Source organism: Streptomyces sp. CNX435, from assembly GCF_059570575.1.
Genome location: NZ_JCANTA010000007.1, coordinates 244,686 through 261,541 on the forward strand (window position 1 = coordinate 244,686; position 16,856 = coordinate 261,541).

Genomic DNA, 16,856 nt, shown 5'->3' on the forward strand with positions numbered 1-16,856 from the left:
TCAGTGACGTTTCTGCAGGTCATCCGGCGCCCGGACCTCCACCCCCACCTGCGCCGCGAAGGCCGGGGCCAGCGCCAGGAGCTGCTCCGGGCTGATCACCGCGCCGGCCAGGCGGTCCACGCCGCGTTCGACGGACAGCTCCGCCGCGCGGCGCAGGTCCACGTCCGTCAGCCGGGCGCCGGAGAGGTCCGCGCGCTGCACCGTGCAGCCCTCGAACGCCACCCGCTCCAGCCGGGCGTTCCCGAAGTCCGGCTCCGCCAGCACGCAGTCCTCGAACACGACGTCCGTCAGCCGGGCCCCGCGCAGGTTCAGGAAATCCGCCTTGCCGCCACGTATCACCACCCGCTCCAGTGTCGCCCCGTGCAGCTGCACGCCGCCCAGCCGGGTGTCCGTCAGCTCCACGTCCCGCAGCGTCGCGCCCGCCAGGTCCGTACCCGCGCCGCGCACCTCCTCCAGGACCGTGTCGATCAGCCGCGCGTTCGGCAGCCGCGCCCCGTCCAGCACGCAGCGGCGCAGCGCGCAGTCCATGAAGCGGGCGCCCGCGCCGTCCGCCCCGGTCAGGTCGAGCCCGGAGAACTCCAGGGCGTCGTAGTCCCCGTCGGGCTCCAGCTCCGCCGCCCGGTACGCCCCGGCGTCACCCCCGCCGCCCGCATCCCCCGCGTCCCCCGCGCCGCCCCCGCCGCCGTACGTCCCCAGGGCCTCCGGCAGCCGCACCTCCGGCCGCCGCGGCGCCTTGATCACCTTCTGCCGCGTCATGCGCCCCATCGTGACGTACCGCACTGACAGCGGTCCCGGTGTCACGTTCCGGACCCCCTGATCCGTCTTGAGCAGAGAACGTGCAACACCAGCAGCCGAGGAGAACACCATGCGACGACGCATCTCCGTGATCGGCGGCGGACTGGCCGGGCTCACCGCCGCCCTCACCGCCGCCGAGGCGGGCGCCCGGGTGACGCTGTACGAGGCGCATGGCAGCCTCGGGGGGCGCGCCCGCACCGCGGACGCGCCTTACCGCACCAACGAGGGCCCGCACGCGCTGTACTACCGCGGCCCGCACTGGGCCTGGCTCAAGCAGCGCGACCTGCTGGGCACGATGGCGCCGCTCCCGCCCCTGGAAGGCGCCCGGTTCCGCTTCCGCCGCGACGGCCGGCTGCGGAAGGTGCCGCCGGCCGCGATGCTGCGCCTGGTGCGCCGCCGCGACGCGCCCGTGGACCGCGACTTCCACAGCTGGGCGGCCGGAATCGCCGGCGAGGCGGGCGCCCGGGCCGCCGCCTGCTACAGCGCGGTGGCGATCTTCCATCACGACCCGGGTTCGCTCTCCGCAGCGTTCGTCCAGGAGCGGCTGCGCCGCGCCACCGCGCTGCCGCCGGAGGCGCACTATCCGGCGGGCGGCTGGGGTTCGGTCGTCGACCTGATGACGAGCCGGGCGTGGAACATGGGCGTACGGATCGAGGTCGGCGCCCGCGTCGACGAGCTGCCGCACGACGGCCCCGTCGTCGTCGCCACCTCGCTCCCGGCGGCCCGCACGCTCCTCCGCGACTCGTCGCTGACCTGGCCCTCCGGGCGCACGGTGCTCGTCGACGTCGCCGTACGCGAGCGCCGCGGCGACGCCTTCGTCGTCTCCGACCTCGACTCCCCCGGCTGGCTGGAGCGGTTCACCGCCCAGGACCCGATGCTGGCTCCGGCGGGCGAGCAGCTGATCCAGGGCCAGGTGCCGGTGGCGCCGGAGGAGGGCAAGGCGGCCGGCGTCGCGCGGGCCGAGGAGCTGCTGGACCTCGGCTACCCGGGCTGGCGGGACCGTACGGTGTGGCGCCGCGCGGCGCTGGCCGCGGGCCGCACGGGGGCGGTGGACCCGGTGGGCAGCACGTGGCGCGACCGGCCGCGGGTGGACCGCGGCGACGGGGTGTACCTGGCGGGGGACCAGGTGGCGGCGCCGGGGGTGCTGAGCGAGGTGTCGTTCGCGAGTGCGATCGAGGCGGTGACGCTGGCGCTGGCGGAGCGGCGGTTCGAGGCGGCGGCGTAGGCGGCTGGGCAGGCGACAGTGACCCGGGGTGGGTGAGACCGGGGGAACACGGGGTCCGGTCCGGGGGTGGGAGACCCCGGGGCGGAGGCCGGGGGGAGGGGATCGGGGGCGGTTCGCCCGGTCGGCGGGCGCGGGCTGCGGTTCGGGTCTGCCGGCCGGGCGGCCGGTGTTTCCGGGTTCACGGGTTTCCGGCCTTTCCGGGCCTTTCCGGCCTTCTTCTTCCCGCTTGACCTGAAGTTCTGTTCACGTTGTCTGCTGGCCGTATGCATGCCATACGACTTCACGCCTTCGGCCCCGCCGAGAACCTCGTCTACGAGAAGACCGACGACCCCGTACCCGGCCCCGGCCAGGTCCGTATCGCCGTCGCCGCCGCCGGGGTCCACCTCCTCGACACCAAGCTCCGCGGCGGCGACACCAGCGGCCCCATGCCGCCCGCCGAACTGCCCACCATCCCCGGCCGCGAGATCGCCGGTACCGTCGAGTCCCTGGGCGACGGCGTCGACCCCGAGTGGCTCGGCCGCCGCGTCGTCGCCCACATCGGCCTCGTCCCGGGCGGCTACGCGGAGCTGACCGTCACCGAGGCCGAGCGGCTGCACGCGCTGCCCGACTCCCTCGACGCCGCGGAGGCCGTCGCGATGATCGGCACGGGGCGTACGACGATGGCGTTCCTGCACTTCGCGGCGGTGACGGTGGACGACGTCGTGATCGTCACGGCGGCGGCGGGCGGCGTCGGCTCGCTGCTCGTCCAGTACGCCCGCAACCTCGGCGCGTACGTCGTGGGCCTGGCCGGCGGCCCCGAGAAGGTCGCGCGCGTACGGGACCTCGGCGCGGACACCGCCGCCGACTACACCGACCCCGCCTGGCCCGAGCACGTACGCGGTGCCCTCGGCGACCGCCGGCCCACCGTGCTCCTCGACACCGTCGGCGGCCCCGCCGCCCGCACGGCGGCCGACTTCCTCGCCCCCGGCGGGCGGCACCTGGTGCTGGGCTGGTCGTCGGGTGCGCCGCTGGAGTTCACGGAGGCGGAGCTGGCGGAGCGGGGCATCACGTCGGTGAACGTCCTCGGCCCCGACTGGCTCAGCCGCATCGGCGGCGACAACCCCCTGCGGCGGATGGAGGAGGCGGCGCTGGCGCAGGCGGCGACGGGGCGCTGGACGCCGCTGGTGCAACGCTGGTCGCTGGCGCGGGCGGCGGAGGCGCACAGGGCGCTGGAGACGCGGGGGACGGTGGGGAAGGTGGTGCTGGAGCCGTAGCGGTGGGGGGAGATGAGGGGGCGTACGCGTCAGATGAGGCGCGGGCGGGGCCGGGCGCGGGGACCGGGGCCCGGGGCGGGTGGGGTGCGGGCGGTGCGGGCAGCTGACGGAGCGAGCGGTCGGTCCAGGGCCCGCGGCTCGGACCGCGCCGGGCGCCTACGGCTACGCACCACCGCGGCCCGAGCCGGCCCGCCGCGTGCCCCGCGGGGCGAGCCGGCCCGCCGCGCGCGAGAGCCCGGCTCCCGCGAGAGCCGCCGGCGGCGGCCGAAACGATCCGTACCCGGCGGTGACGGTCGCGGGGCAGGACGTACGGTTCAGGTTGTGGGCGTAGATCGAGAGGGCGGGGGCCCGGGCGACCCGGGCGGCCCGGCGGAGTTGCGGCTCCGGCCGCCGCTCCACCGGGTGGACCGCAGGGCCGTCGCGTGGTGGCGTACGCAGCTGCTGCTGGCGGCGGCGGTGCCGGTCGGGGTGCTGGCGGTGCTGGGTGCGCTGATCGGGCCGGCCCGGTTCTGGCTGCTGGTGGCGGGCGCGGGGGTGGCCGCGGCGGGGCTGGGGGCGGGGCTGGGGCTGCCGCAGTGGTACTACCGCGTGCACCGGTGGGAGGTCACGGACGACGCGGTGTACGTCCGTACCGGCTACTTCTGGATCGACTCGCGGATCGCGCCGATGTCGCGGATCCAGACGGTGGACACCGAACGCGGGCCGCTGCAGCGGGCGTTCGGGCTGGCGGCGGTGACGGTGACGACGGCATCGGCGAAGGGGGCACTGCGGATCGAGGCGCTGGACCACGAGGAGGCGGCGGAGCTGGCGGAGCAGTTGGCGCTGGCGACGCAGAAGACCCCGGGGGACGCGACGTGAGCGACGCGGATGTGGACGCGGGCGTGGGCGTGGGCACGGAAGCGGGCGCGGGCGCGGGCGTAGGAGCGGGCCAGGGCATGGAAGCCGACGCGAGCGTGGGAGCGGACGCGGGCCCGGGCGCGCGCGCCGACCCGGGCGTGGGAGCGGATCCGGGCGTGGAAGCGGACGCGGGCCCGGGAGCGGACGCAGGCCCCGGAACGGACGCAGGCCCCGGAAAGGACGCAGGCACGGGAGCCGACGCAGGCGACTGGCGTCGCCTCGACCCCCGCTCCCTCCTCGTCACCGCCGAACTCCTCCTCGGCGCCGCCTTCGGCGCCGGCGTCCCCGTCGGCGCCGGGCTCGCCTCCCACATCGACTTCCGCGCCGCCGTGGCCTGGGTGCTGGCCGGCTGCGCGCTGCTCATCGGCGGCGGGCTCGCCGTGGACGTGCTGCGCCTGCGCCACACCCGCTACCGCGTCGGCGCCGAGCGGGTCGAGCTGCGTACCGGCGTGCTGTTCACCACCCGGCGCTCCCTCCCCCGCGACCGGATCCGCACCGTCGACCTCACCGCGCACCCCCTCCTCCGCCTCCTCGGGCTGGTCAAGGTCCGTATCGGCACCGGCGACCAGACCGCCGGCGGGGAGTCCGCGCTGCAGCTGTCGCCGGTGCGGCGCGCGGAGGGCGAGTCGCTGCGGCGCGCGCTGCTGCGCCGGGCCGCACCCGCCGGCGGCCCCGACGACCCGGACCACCCCGCCGGCCCCCGGCTCGCCGCGCTCGCCCCCGGCTGGATCCGCTACGCGCCGCTCTCCTTCCTCACCCCCCTCCTCGCGATGACGGGCTGGGGCGCGGTGATGCAGGTCAGCCAGTGGTTCGGGGCGGAGGAGACGGTCGTCGACTGGGTACGGGACACGTTCAGCCCGCTGCCCGCGGTGTGGACGGTGCTGTCCCTGGGGTCGATCCTGCTCGCGTCGGGGTTCGTGGGCGCGCTCGGGCTGTGGACCGAGATGTGGTGGAACTACCGGCTGGAGCGCGAGCCGGACGGCACGCTGCGGGTACGGCGCGGGCTGCTGACGACCCGGTCGATATCGCTGGAGGAGGCGCGGCTGCGCGGCGTCGACGTCGTGGAGCCGCTGGGTGTACGGCTGTCGGGCGCGGCCCGGGTGGACGCGGTGGCGACCGGACTGTCCCGCAAGGACAGCGAGCAGAACGACCTCAACACCCTGCTGCCCGCGGCCCCGCGCGCCGTCGCCGACGACGTGACGGCCCGGGTGCTGCGCACGCCCGTCGCCCTGACCCGGCCGGGGCTGACCCCGCACCCGCGGGCCGCGCTCGCGCGCCGGCTGCGGTGGTCGCTGGGCGCGGCGCTGGTGCCGGTGGCGGTGCTGCTGGGGCTGGCGGCGGCGCTGTCGGTACGGGGCCTGGCGTACGCGGGGGCGGCGACGGCGGCGGTGCTGCTGCCGGCGGCGGCGCTGCTGGCGCGGGACGCGTACCGGAGCCTGGGGCACGGGCTCGCGGGCCCGTATCTGGTCGTACGCAGCGGCACCCTGCGGCGCTCCACGGTGGCGCTGCGGCGGGACGGGGTGGTCGGCTGGACGGTGCGGCAGTCGCTGTTCCAGCGGCGGGCGGGGCTGGTGACGCTGCGGGCGACGACGGCGGCGGGCGCGCAGGCGTACGCGGCGTACGACGTGGGGGAGGCGCAGGGGCTGCGGTTCGCGGAGGAGGCGCTGCCGGAGCTGCTGACGCCGTTCCTGGTGGTGCCCGACGCGGCGGCCGTACGGCACCCGGCGGCCGCAACTCCCGTACGCGCCGAGGGAGACGCGCGCTGAGCCGTCTTGCGGTGAGCAACGTCGCCGAGGGCGCCGGCAGCCCGGCCGGCGCCGGGGTGATCCGCGGCGGCAGCCGCACGGTGGAGTCCCGGTCCTGCGGCACGGGCCCGAACTAGGCCCCGCCGGAGACCGTGTTGCCGGTCCGGCCGCCGCCTTCCGGCACCGTCACCCGCCCGCCCCCGGGGGATCGTCCGGCCGCGGCGGAGGCGGGGCGTTGAAGGTGATCCCCGAGAAGTCGCGGCCCTGCACGACGGGGCCGTACTGCGTGCCTCCGCTGACGATGTTCGTCACCGTGCCCGCCCCGTCCTCCGGCAGCGGCGGCAGCGCCTCCTGCCACGCCCGCAGCCCGGCGCGGAACTCCGCGTCCAGCGCGGCCCGTACCGCCAGCGCCGTGCTCAGCGCCTGGGCCCGCGCCTCGTCGTCCGGCTCCGCCGCCAGCCGCTCCAGCTCCGCCTCCCCGGAGCCGGCGCCGGAGCCGACCTCGGAGCCGGCCCCGGCGTCGCCCCCGTCCCGCCGGAACGGCCGCCGCACCAGCCGCGTCAGCCCCTCCCACCCCTGCCGCCCGATCTCCCCGCCCGCCCCACCGGCCAGCGCCACTAACAACCCCACCGACACCGGATCCACCCGAACCACCCCACTCGTCCGCACTCCCCGACCCGTACCCGCAACCTGAGTGACGACCGGCGCCCACCAAGGGTTCCTGACCTCGTACGACGAGTGACAGACGAAGTCCGCGAAAAAAGTTCGCGCCGGGATGTCGAGAACCCGCGCGCGGCTCCGTCCCAGGAGCACACACGGACCACAATGGGCCGTACCTCAGCAAGGAGAACATCATGGCCAAGTACCTGCTGCTGAAGCACTACCGAGGCGCTCCGGCCGCGGTCAACGACGTGCCGATGGACAAGTGGAAGCCGGAGGAGGTCACGGCCCACATCCAGTACATGCGGGACTTCGCCACCCGGCTGGAGGGCACCGGCGAGTTCGTCGACGAGGCGGCGCTCTCCCCCGCGGGCACCTTCGTCCGCTACGACGGCGAGGGCCGCCCGCCGGTCACCGACGGGCCGTTCGCGGAGACCAAGGACCTGATCGCCGGCTGGATGATCATCGACGTGGAGACGTACGAGCGCGCCGTCGAGCTGGCCGGCGAGCTGTCCGCCGCGCCCGGGGCCGACGGGAAGCCGATCCACGAGTGGCTCGAACTGCGTCCGTTCTACGGCGTGCAGCCCCCGGCCACCGCATGAACGGGCCGCTGTGAACGAATCGCTGCTCCGGGAACTCGTCCCCGAGGTGATAGGTGTGCTCGTCCGCCGCGGAGCCGACTTCGCGGCGGCCGAGGACGCCGTGCAGGACGCCCTCGTCGAGGCCGTACGGCGCGAGTGGCCGACCGGGCCGGACGGCGGGGCGCCTCGGGACCCCAAGGGGTGGCTGATCACGGTGGCCTGGCGCAAGTTCCTCGACGCCGTACGGGCCGACACCTCCCGGCGGCGGCGCGAGGAGCTGGTCGAGGCCGAGCCCGCGCCCGGCCCCGGCGCGGCGGTGGACGACGCGCTGCAGCTGTACTTCCTGTGCGCGCACCCGTCCCTGACGCCCGCCTCCGCCGTCGCGCTCACGCTGCGCGCGGTCGGCGGCCTGACCACGCGGCAGATCGCGCGGGCCTATCTGGTGCCGGAGGCGACGATGGCCCAGCGGATCAGCAGGGCCAAGCGGACCGTCGCCGACGTCCGGTTCGACCAGCCCGGCGACGTCGCCACCGTGCTGCGCGTGCTGTACCTGGTCTTCAACGAGGGCTACTCCGGCGACGTCGACCTCTCCGCCGAGGCCATCCGCCTCACCCGCCAGCTGGCGGCCAGGACCCGCCACGAGGAGGTGGCGGGTCTGCTGGCGCTCATGCTGCTCCACCACGCCCGGCGCCCCGCCCGCACCGCCGCCGACGGCCGGCTCGTGCCGCTCGCCGAGCAGGACCGCTGCCTGTGGGACACGAAGATGATCGCCGAGGGCGTCGAGATCCTCCAGGCCGCCCTGGCCCGTGACCGCCTGGGCGAGTTCCAGGCGCAGGCGGCCGTGGCGGCGCTCCACGCCGACGCCCCGACCGCCGCGGAGACGGACTGGGTGCAGATCGTCGAGTGGTACGACGAGCTGGTACGCGTCACCGACAGCCCGGTGGCCCGCCTCAACCGGGCCGTCGCCGTGGGCGAGGCCGACGGCGCGCGGGCCGGCCTGGCCGCCCTGGCGGAGCTGGACCCCGCCCTGCCGCGGTACGCGGCCGTGGCGGCGTACCTGCACGAGCGCGACGGCGACCCGGAGACCGCCGCCCGCCTCTATGCCCAGGCCGCCCGCTCGGCGCCCACCCTCCCCGAACGCGACCACCTCACCCGCGAGGCCGCCCGGATCAACGCGAAGCTCCGCGGCTGAAGGGTCGCGGGCTGAACGGCTGCGCGGCGGGACGGCTGTTCAGCGGCTGGAGGGCTCCCCCGCCCCGCTGCGCCCGCACCCCCCGCCGCGGGTCGCGACGGGGGTGCGGCTCGCGTCGTACCTACGCCGAAACCCGCTCGTCCTCCACGGTGCCCGCGTCGGCGTCGGCGTCGGCGTCGGCGTCCGCGTCGGCAGGCGCGCCCGCGTCCTTGGCAGCGGTGTGGTCGTCGTCGCCCATGCCCTCGACCCGCCGCGGCAGCGTCGCCGCCAGGGCGACCATCACCGCGGCCAGCACCGCCGCGGCGCCGAACGCCAGCTTCATCCCGCTGACCTGCGCGGGCAACGGCTCGACGCCGTCGTCGACCAGCCCGGTGGCACGCGCCGACATCACGGTCACCACCAGCGCGGTCCCCAGCGCCGCCGCGACCTGCTGCAGCGTGCCGAGGATGGAGCTGCCGTGGGAGTAAAGGTGCGGGGGCAGCGCGCCCATGCCGAGCGTGAAGACCGGCGTGAACGTCGCCGCCAGGCTCACCATCAGCAGCACGTGCAGGCCGAGGATCTGCCAGTACGGTGTGGTCGTCGAGATCTGGGTATAGCCGGCGAGGCCGAGCATGACGCCGGCCGATCCGGGCACCACTAGCCGGCGGCTGCCGAACCGGTCGAAGGCCCTGCCGACCGACGGCCCCAGCAGACCCATCGCCAGGCCGCCCGGCATGACCAGCAGGCCGGTCTCCAGCGGACTGAGGCCGCGTACGTTCTGCAGGTACAGCGGCAGCAGGATCATCGACCCCATCATCGCCAGGAAGCCGATGGCCATCACGGCCAGGGACCGGGTGAACGCCCCGTACCGCAGGGTGCGCAGGTCCATCAGCGGCGTGCCGGAGCGCTGCAGCCGGAGCTGGCGGAAGGCGAAGACGGCGATGGCCGCGATCCCGCCGACGGCGATGCCGATGCCGAGCGCCCGGCGGTCGCTCTCGCCGATCAGGCTCAGCCCGTACACCAGACCGCCGAAGCCGAGCGCCGCCACCCCGACGCTGAACCAGTCGATGGAGCTGACCTGGCGCTCGCCGATGTCCTCCAGCTTGCGCAGCCCGAACACGGTCACCACCGCCGCGATCGGCAGCACGACCACGAACAGCAGCCGCCAGGAGCCGACCTGCAGGATGACCCCGGACACGGTCGGGCCGAGCGCGGGCGCCACCGACATCGCCAGCGTGACCTGGCCCATCACCTTGCCGCGGTGCTGCGCGGGCACGACCGTCATCAGCGTGGTCATCAGCAGCGGCATCATCACCGCCGTGCCGGCGGCCTGCACGATACGGCCCGTCAGCAGCACCGCGAACGTCGGTGCGGCGGCCGAGATGACGGTGCCCACGAGGAACGTGCCCATGGCGACCACGTACGCCCGGCGGGTGGTGACCCGTTGCAGGAACCAGCCGGTGACGGGGATCACCGCGGCCATCGTGAGCATGAACGCGGTGGACACCCACTGCGCCGACTGCTCGGTGACGTGCATCGACTCCATCAGCCGCGGAATCGCGTTGATCATGATGGTCTCGTTGAGGATCACCACGAACGTCGCCAGCACCAGCAGCCGCACCACGGTCGGAGTCCGGCCGTCCTCCGCCTCCTCGCCGGCGGATCGCCGGTCGCGCTTCGCTATCGCAGCTCGTACGGCTCGCATGTCAGCTCCTCGCTCGGGTTCCTGATCACAGTCACCTCGCAGCCGAGGGCCGCCGGACTGGATGGTCAGTTGCTTCACCGACACAGACCGGCGAGCGCACCAGAACTCATCGGCCGAACCGAGCCTTCCACGTTCCGCCGCGGCCCGCCTCCGCATTTCGCGCAGGCCAGGGAACGCCCGCGAGGACGCAGTTGGAGCCTCCGCCGGATGCGAACCGACGGTTCGCCGCCGTGACCTCCTTCACCGTCGTCACTGCCGCGCCCGTCGTCGCGCTCCCCCGACTGCTGACCGACCACTCCACGAGGAGTTCGGCCGGTCCCACGGCACCATCGCCGGCTCGGTCAAGTCCCGGCCATGTCCGGATCACTTACTGCCTCCCGGCGCCTTCCCCTTCCCCTTCGACCCGGCTTGCCCGTGGTCCGCAGGGGGCGGTTGAGGCGCACTGGACTCGCCCCCCTGCCCCGAATACCCCCCACCGGACGCGCCGAAGCTCTGGCTGTAGGCGACGCTGCCGTACTGGGTGTAGCTGACGGTGTAAGGCGTGCTGTCGGAACTCTGGCCGTAGGCGGCCGGGGAGTACTGAGAGTAGCCGGCGGTCTGGGACGGACCGGCGAAGCCCCCGCCGGAGGCAGTCCGGTCACCCCGCCCGTAAAGGAGCTCGAGCGGGTTCATGGAGGGCGGGCTTGGAGGAGCAGCCGACTGGCCGGGCCCGGCGCGAAGGGAGCCGGCCCGACCGGCAGCCCACTCCTCCCCCTCCGACCCCGACTCCGACCCCGACTCTGAGCCAGCCCCCAACCACGGGTCGAGCCCCCGGAGCGCTGACGGCTCTGCGGGGGCGGCGACGGACAACGCACCCAACTGCCGCGTCACCGCAGGGACCCACTCCTCACCCCCGACCCCGTACGGGGCAGCCACCGGCTGACCCTGCTGTTGAGGCAGTTGCACGGGTTGCACGGAACGGTCGTCGAACGACTCCGACTGCGAGGGAGCCACCGCTCCCCCCGGGTTCTCCTGTTTTAGCGCGGCTTTCTGCCACTTACTGAGCTGCGATTGGTTTATTTTCCTGCCGGGGTTCTGTGTGTTATACCGCTCCACGAAGTCTCTTTGACCCCGGCCGGACGCCCAAAACTCACGCAGCACATTCCCTTTCTCCTGCTCACTAATAAAACCAGGAGCGATTAAGTGCCGCTTTCAACACTTCCCGCTCCGCCTCGGAAAATAGGTCCGGGTGGCCTTCCGCGTATTTTATCCAGTCCCTGATGTTAGTATCGGTGACTTTCACGCTATGCGTGTGATGGCCGCTATACCACTGCGCGAATAGTTTTTTATTCATACCGGATGTCGCCCACCCCATCACCACCTCCTTCTTCACTTCCCATGAGAATTGAGAGGGTTTGCGCGATTGACGCGTTGGCATGCTTTCTCCTTGGGATTGAGGTCAAGCTGCGATGGTTTGCCCGGGGCTGCGGGGAAGCGTTCATGAACACAGTGGCTGCCCGCATGCCCGCACCCATCCCCGGCAAGACGCCGGCCAGCGCCGATGCCGGAACCACAGTTGCCATGACACCCCCGGAACCTGCAACCACCCCGGCGCCTCCGTGGGCATCGCCGGCGCTCTCCTTCCACTACCGCCGATGCGCCAACGGCACGACCTCTAACGTCCAGGCCCGTGACCTCCAGACCTGGGGCCAACGCTGCGGCTGTGGTGACCGGTGCCGTGAGGCCTGGAATCGTGGGAACCGCTGGCAGCAGGCCCTCTCGCCCGGTCAGGGTTTCCGCCGCTGGCCAGGAATCGACCCACGTTCTGCTCCGCACGCTCGCCGCGTCGTTCTGCCTGCTCGGCATTCGCCGCAATGACCGGCCGCCGAGCAGCTTGCTGCTGCATTCTCGTTACCCGCGAAGACACCTCTTTCACGTGACGTACCGCGGCCTCCAAGTGGCTCACACCCTCATCCAACATTTTTTCGAAGGACTTGATGAATTTCTCATTCGCACTCCCCATCTCGTGCTCACTTACTTCTCCACGGTAGTACGCTTTATATAGAAGATCTCTGGCTGGCCCCAGGGGTTCCCACTCAGTCTTGCTCGCATCAGCCTTGACTCTCTGATCATCCTCTGCTTGGAACAGTCTTCCGAGTCTTTCGTTCCCCAGGTAATCCAGAGACCGGCCCAGCTCCATCAGTGCGTTTTGGTTCCGCCTCCTCCGATCGCGCAACGTGGCGAAGTCATCAGCTAGAAGGTCCTTTTCCACATACAGACGAGCTATGTGGTCTTCTTGCTCTTTGAGGCTCACACCAACTCCCTTATCTTCGAGCTGAGTGAAGAGACGGTCAGCTCGGGCACACCTCGTCGCCTTGCCGCCGGGTGAGGTCCGACCTGACCTGGCATTCCGGCAAGCAACAACGGCCCCGCGACGCCGACGGTTCACCCGGAGACCCGCGTCCCGCCACGCTCGATGCCCCCCCGCCACATCACCAGGCCCACCCGGTTGCCGCCGTCTCCACGAGGCACCGACGCGCCGGCCCCGTCACCGCTGCCGCGCAGTCGGACGGTCCGACGATGGCGGTGGCCGGCCGGCCCGGTTCCCGCGACGCCGACGCAGCCGATATCCCCGCCGGTCCGGTGCTGGAACGCAAGCGGGAGATCGGCCTGCGGCGTGGGGAGGCGTCTGCTCCGCGGATGAACCGTTCCGCGCTCCGCCACGTTGGAGGAGCGACACGGAGGACGCACCCCTCGTTCCGCCGCGCACCGTTCTCTGCGCCGGCTCGCCGTGCTGCTGCCACCCACAGGTGGCCGGATCGCTGAGGACGCGTCGGCGCCAGTCCGTCGTCGCCACCTCGCCTCATCTCCCGAGTCTCCCGGCTTCCGCAGACGGCGGTGCTCACGCATGAAACCCAGATTCGATCCGTTGACCGTCGCGGCGATGGCGGTCGCGGTGGTCGCCATTTCGGACATCGCCTCTGCTTTTCGTCCCGCCCGGAACGCGAGGACGTACAGATCAGGGGCGCCGGAGGGCCGGAAGTGGAGCCCCTGTCGGATTCGAACCGACGACCTACGCTTGACCAGGACTTCAGTGATCGTGCCGGGCCATGCCGCTGACTGCTGCCTCGTGCCGTTGCTGCCGGTCAGAAGGGGCCCGCGAGGCTGATCGAGGTGCCTTCGGTCATGGGGATGAGGCCCCGCCGTGGGCTTTTCCGCGCACCAGAGCAGTCAGATCCAACGTGATATCGAAAGGCACCGGGCGCTTCAGCGTGCCCCGGAAGATCCCTGCCGGCGCATAGCCCCCGGTCGCGGTGTCCAGCTCGTATGCATGGACAACGGGGTCGCCGTCTTCGTCCTCGACGCACCAGTAGTGGGCGATCCCGGCCTCTGCGTACTTACGGAGCTTGACCCCGCGGTCGCGGTGGGCGGACTCGGTGGAGACGACCTCGACGACGAGGGGGACGGTCTCGGGCGCGTACCAGGTCCGGTCCGGATCGTAGGCAGCGGTGGTGACCAGCAGATCGGGCTCCGGCCGGTTACGCTCGTCCAGCCGGATGGTCATCTCCCGCTCCACCTCCAGGGCGTCCGGCGCCTGCTCGGCGAGTGCGACGGTGAGCGCGGTGACAAGACGGCCATGCCAGGACCGCTGTGGCGACATCATGAAGACGAGTGCTCCGTCGATCAGCTCAGTGTGCCGTGGCGCCTGCGGGAGTTGATCCAGGTCATCCGCGAACCATCCCTCAGGGCGGGGCGGGCGCATCCAGTCCGGCAGGGCGGTCATGGCATCAGGTTACCGATTCCGGTACGGTCCGCGCCGGGAGACTGGTGGCGGTTCATCGGACGGCTGCGCTGCCACAGCAGCTGCGCTTCCGAGGCGGACACCCACCCGGCGCATGGGACCGCTGTCATGGGGAGACCGGCTTCCACTGGGTCGCCGTCGTGCTGTAGGTGGCCATTTTCACGTCGTACGGGTAGGTCTCGACCGGCTCGCCCACCACCACGCCACCGGCGCGTTCGACCTCATGTACCGGCAGCCCACGCGCGCTTGACCGCCGCGGGCCGGCCTGGGCTGAAGAGGCTCACCAGCGGCTGATCCGAGGACGGCCCGGGCCGCACGACGCGCCTGTAACGCGGGGCGGCGTTCGGACACTGAACCTGCTGTCGCCGGGAAGAGCGCCGGTCGGCGCCGCGTCAGGGCGCCGGGCGGGACGCCACCCGTCGGCTACGTAGTGGCCGATCGACGGCCCACAGTCAACTGAGGAGCACAGTGATCTCCAGAAGAAGCGCCTTGCGCACCCTGACCGTCACCGTGGCGGCTGCCGCTTCGGTCGCCGGGGCGGCCGGGTTCACGGCACCGGTGCACGCTGGTGAGCAGGGCCAAGGTCCTGCCCCTCACGGGAACGGCGGAATGAACGTTTACGTGCAGAGCAACGCGGCCGACGGCAATGCCGTGCTCGCGTTCCGGTCCGACGGGTCGGAGATCGGGGCATTCGCCACCGGCGGCAGCGGAAGTGGCGCCGGGCTCGGTTCCCAGGGTGCGGTGACGGCCAGTGCCGACGGCGACCATCTGTTCGCGGTCAATCAGGGCTCGGCGACTGTGTCGGCCTTCGCGGTCCGCCCTGACGGGCGGCTGCGCCTGCTCGACTCGGCCGAGACCGGCGAGAACCCGGTGAGCGTGGCCACCCGTGGCAGCGGCGTGTACGTCGTGGGCGGCGATACGGTCACGGCGTTCCGGCTGCTGGGCGACCGCCTGGCGACCAGGGGCAGCCGTCCGCTGTCGTCCCAGGGCTCGAACCCCGCACAGATCGGGGTCGTCCCGGGCGGCCGGGCGCTCATCGTGACCGAGCGGAACACCAACACCATCGACGTCCTCCCGCTGGACGCCTTCGGCCGCCCCGGCCCGGCCACGGCCACCGCGGCCACCGGCGTCACCCCGTTCGGCTTCGCCTTCGGACGCGGCGGGGTCGCGGTGGTGTCCAACGCCTCGGCGGGCGAGGCGGGCGGCAGCACCGTGACGGGGTACGAGGTGGAGCACAACCGCGTACGTAACACCACGCCCGCGATCCCGACCGGGCAGAGCGCCGCCTGCTGGGTGGCCGTGGACGAGACCGGACGGTACGCGTACGTGGCCAACGCCGGTTCCGGCACGATGTCGTCGCTCGCCGTGCAGCCGGACGGATCGCTCAAGCTGATCGACGGCGCCGCCGCGACGCCGGGCGGCGCCCCGATCGACGCCGAGGTCGGCGGCAGCGTCCTGTGGGTCCTGGACAGCAGCCAGGGTCACGTCAGCGCCATCCCGCTCAAGGACGGCGGCAGTCTCGGCAGCCCGGTCGTCCCGATCTCCGGCCTGCCTGCGAGCACCTCCGGTCTGGCCGTCATCCGGTAGCCCGGCCTCCGGGTCTCCGGCTCCGCCGGCACCACCGAACTCCGCCGGGTCTGCCGCTGCGAAGGCCGCAGGCCCGGCGGCACGTCCCGCGCGGGCGGCGTCCCGCGGGCGGCGTCCCGCGGGCGGCTCAGCCCTGCCGCCAGTCCTTGAACGCGGTCAGCAGCTGCTCCCGCGCCTCTCCCGGGATCGACTCGGCGGGAAGCTCGCCCAGCGCGGCGATGGTCTGGCGGAACTGGCCGAGGTACGTCTCGCACCCGTCGCACAACGCGATGTGCTCGACGAACCGGGCCTCTTCCTGCGGCGGGAGCACGCCGTCGAGGAACGCCGTGACCAGGTCAACGAACTCGGAACAGCTCATGAGCTCACGTCCCTCCCGCTTCCGGCGCTGCGCAACGCCGGCGGCTGCACGCCCGCGAAGTACTCCTCCAGCCGGGCGCGGACAGCGGCCCGCGCGCGGTGCAGCAGCACCCGCTGGTTTCCGGGCGAGATCTCCAGTAGCGAGCACACCTCTTGCGACCCGTATCCCTCGACGTCCCGCAGGGTGATGACGGTCCGCAGCCGAGGCGGCAGGTCGGCCAGCGCCGCTGTGATCACCGCCCGGGCCTCGCCGCGCAGCGCCTGTCCCTCGGGGGTCTGCCATGGCTGCGGCTCCCCGGCGGACGTCCAGTGGCCCGGCTCCGGGTCGACGGACGACTGGAACCTCGACGGATCGACGGTCGGTTCCTCGTCCTCCGGCAGCAGGCTCGTGAACGGCACCGTCCGGTGCTCGCGAACCCCGCGCGCCTTGGCGGTGTTGACCAGGATGCGGTAGACCCAGGTCTTCAGCGCCGACCTGCCTTCGAAGCGGTCGATCCCTCTGATGACCGCCAGCCAGGTCTCCTGGACGACCTCCTCGGCCGAATCCCGCGTCGAGACAAAGGACATGGCCAGCCGCACCATCCGCGCTGACCAGGCGTCCAGCACCAGCGCGAAGGCTTCCTCGTCGCCCGCCCGCAGGCGCGCTACCAGCACCTCGTCAGGTGGGACCACCACACGCGCCCCCAAAACCGCCCCCTATGTCGGCGTTTGGCGCCGTGGCGCCATTCCCCCGCGGCAAGCATAGGGCAGCCCGGTCTCAGCATCCCGGCAGACGCCGGTCGGGTCATCGTCCCGTAAGACACCTCCAGCGCGGATTCCCGCAAGTCAACCGACCGCGCCCACCACGGGACCGGCCCACCGTGTGCATCCCCTGCCCGCAACGACCTCCCTGACCCGCGCGGTCCGGGCGCCCGGCGGCAACGGGCACCTCGACAGTCCCACCGAGATGCGCGAGACGCGATCTGTAACGTCTGCGAGCCCCGACTGACTGAGCCGGTACATCCGCTCGATGAAGGTCCCCAGATTTCTGGGACACCCTGTATCAGAGCGACGCGCCCAGCATCCGCAGTGATCGTCACTCGGATCGAGGAAGGATTGC

At 72.8% G+C, this 16,856-nt stretch carries 15 protein-coding genes; 7 read left to right on the forward strand and 8 right to left on the reverse strand.

Annotated features, from left to right (window positions below):
* Complete coding sequence (locus T328_RS15540) at nt 1-756, reverse strand: pentapeptide repeat-containing protein (RefSeq protein WP_496496612.1); 756 nt, start codon at nt 754-756, stop codon at nt 1-3.
* Nucleotides 757-865: 109 nt separating this feature from the next.
* Between T328_RS15540 and T328_RS15545 the strand changes: the two genes are divergently transcribed.
* From T328_RS15545 to T328_RS15560, 4 genes are all read left to right on the forward strand, one after another.
* The gene (locus tag T328_RS15545) at nt 866-2,020 is read left to right on the forward strand and encodes an NAD(P)-binding protein (protein ID WP_496496613.1); all 1,155 of its coding nucleotides are present in this window, start codon (nt 866-868) and stop codon (nt 2,018-2,020) included.
* Nucleotides 2,021-2,283: 263 nt separating this feature from the next.
* Nucleotides 2,284-3,273 carry a zinc-binding dehydrogenase gene (locus T328_RS15550; protein ID WP_496496614.1) on the forward strand — a complete coding sequence of 330 codons (990 nt, stop codon included), beginning with the start codon at nt 2,284-2,286 and terminating at the stop codon, nt 3,271-3,273.
* A 321-nt stretch (nt 3,274-3,594) separates the two neighbouring features.
* Complete coding sequence (locus tag T328_RS15555) at nt 3,595-4,131, forward strand: PH domain-containing protein (protein ID WP_496496615.1); 537 nt, start codon at nt 3,595-3,597, stop codon at nt 4,129-4,131.
* 77 nt (nt 4,132-4,208) lie between these two features.
* Nucleotides 4,209-5,936 carry a PH domain-containing protein gene (locus T328_RS15560; RefSeq protein WP_496496664.1) on the forward strand — a complete coding sequence of 576 codons (1,728 nt, stop codon included), beginning with the start codon at nt 4,209-4,211 and terminating at the stop codon, nt 5,934-5,936.
* Between the two features lie 165 nt (nt 5,937-6,101).
* Here the strand turns inward: T328_RS15560 and T328_RS15565 are convergent, their stop codons facing one another.
* Nucleotides 6,102-6,560, reverse strand: coding sequence for a hypothetical protein (locus T328_RS15565; protein ID WP_496496616.1), 459 nt, complete (start codon nt 6,558-6,560; stop codon nt 6,102-6,104).
* A 209-nt stretch (nt 6,561-6,769) separates the two neighbouring features.
* On the opposite strand from T328_RS15565, the gene T328_RS15570 reads away from it, so the two are divergent.
* Entirely contained in the window at nt 6,770-7,177 is a 408-nt protein-coding gene (locus T328_RS15570) for a YciI family protein (protein ID WP_496496617.1), read from the forward strand.
* A gap of 10 nt (nt 7,178-7,187) precedes the next feature.
* Nucleotides 7,188-8,348: an RNA polymerase sigma factor gene (locus T328_RS15575; protein WP_496496618.1), complete on the forward strand. Its 1,161-nt coding sequence runs from the start codon at nt 7,188-7,190 to the stop codon at nt 8,346-8,348.
* 121 nt (nt 8,349-8,469) lie between these two features.
* Here T328_RS15575 and T328_RS15580 read toward each other — a convergent pair whose 3' ends face one another.
* From T328_RS15580 to T328_RS15595, 4 genes are all read right to left on the reverse strand, one after another.
* On the reverse strand, nt 8,470-10,032 hold the full coding sequence (locus tag T328_RS15580; protein ID WP_496496619.1) for an MDR family MFS transporter: 1,563 nt from the start codon (nt 10,030-10,032) through the stop codon (nt 8,470-8,472).
* A gap of 1,159 nt (nt 10,033-11,191) precedes the next feature.
* The gene (locus T328_RS15585; RefSeq protein WP_496496620.1) at nt 11,192-11,449 is read right to left on the reverse strand and encodes a hypothetical protein; all 258 of its coding nucleotides are present in this window, start codon (nt 11,447-11,449) and stop codon (nt 11,192-11,194) included.
* 237 nt (nt 11,450-11,686) lie between these two features.
* A complete protein-coding gene (locus T328_RS15590) occupies nt 11,687-12,325 on the reverse strand; it encodes a hypothetical protein (RefSeq protein WP_496496621.1) in 639 nt (212 codons plus the stop codon).
* An 870-nt stretch (nt 12,326-13,195) separates the two neighbouring features.
* Nucleotides 13,196-13,795, reverse strand: coding sequence for a Uma2 family endonuclease (locus tag T328_RS15595; protein WP_496496622.1), 600 nt, complete (start codon nt 13,793-13,795; stop codon nt 13,196-13,198).
* Nucleotides 13,796-14,422: 627 nt separating this feature from the next.
* On the opposite strand from T328_RS15595, the gene T328_RS15600 reads away from it, so the two are divergent.
* Nucleotides 14,423-15,400, forward strand: coding sequence for a lactonase family protein (locus tag T328_RS15600; protein ID WP_496496623.1), 978 nt, complete (start codon nt 14,423-14,425; stop codon nt 15,398-15,400).
* A gap of 127 nt (nt 15,401-15,527) precedes the next feature.
* Here the strand turns inward: T328_RS15600 and T328_RS15605 are convergent, their stop codons facing one another.
* Both T328_RS15605 and T328_RS15610 read right to left on the reverse strand, forming a co-directional pair.
* The gene (locus tag T328_RS15605) at nt 15,528-15,758 is read right to left on the reverse strand and encodes an anti-sigma factor family protein (RefSeq protein ID WP_496496624.1); all 231 of its coding nucleotides are present in this window, start codon (nt 15,756-15,758) and stop codon (nt 15,528-15,530) included.
* Nucleotides 15,755-16,432 (reverse strand): RNA polymerase sigma factor, encoded by a 678-nt coding sequence (locus tag T328_RS15610; protein WP_496496625.1) that lies wholly within the window; start codon nt 16,430-16,432, stop codon nt 15,755-15,757. Before T328_RS15610 ends, T328_RS15605 begins: the two co-directional genes overlap by 4 nt.
* Between the last annotated feature and the right edge of the window lie 424 nt (nt 16,433-16,856).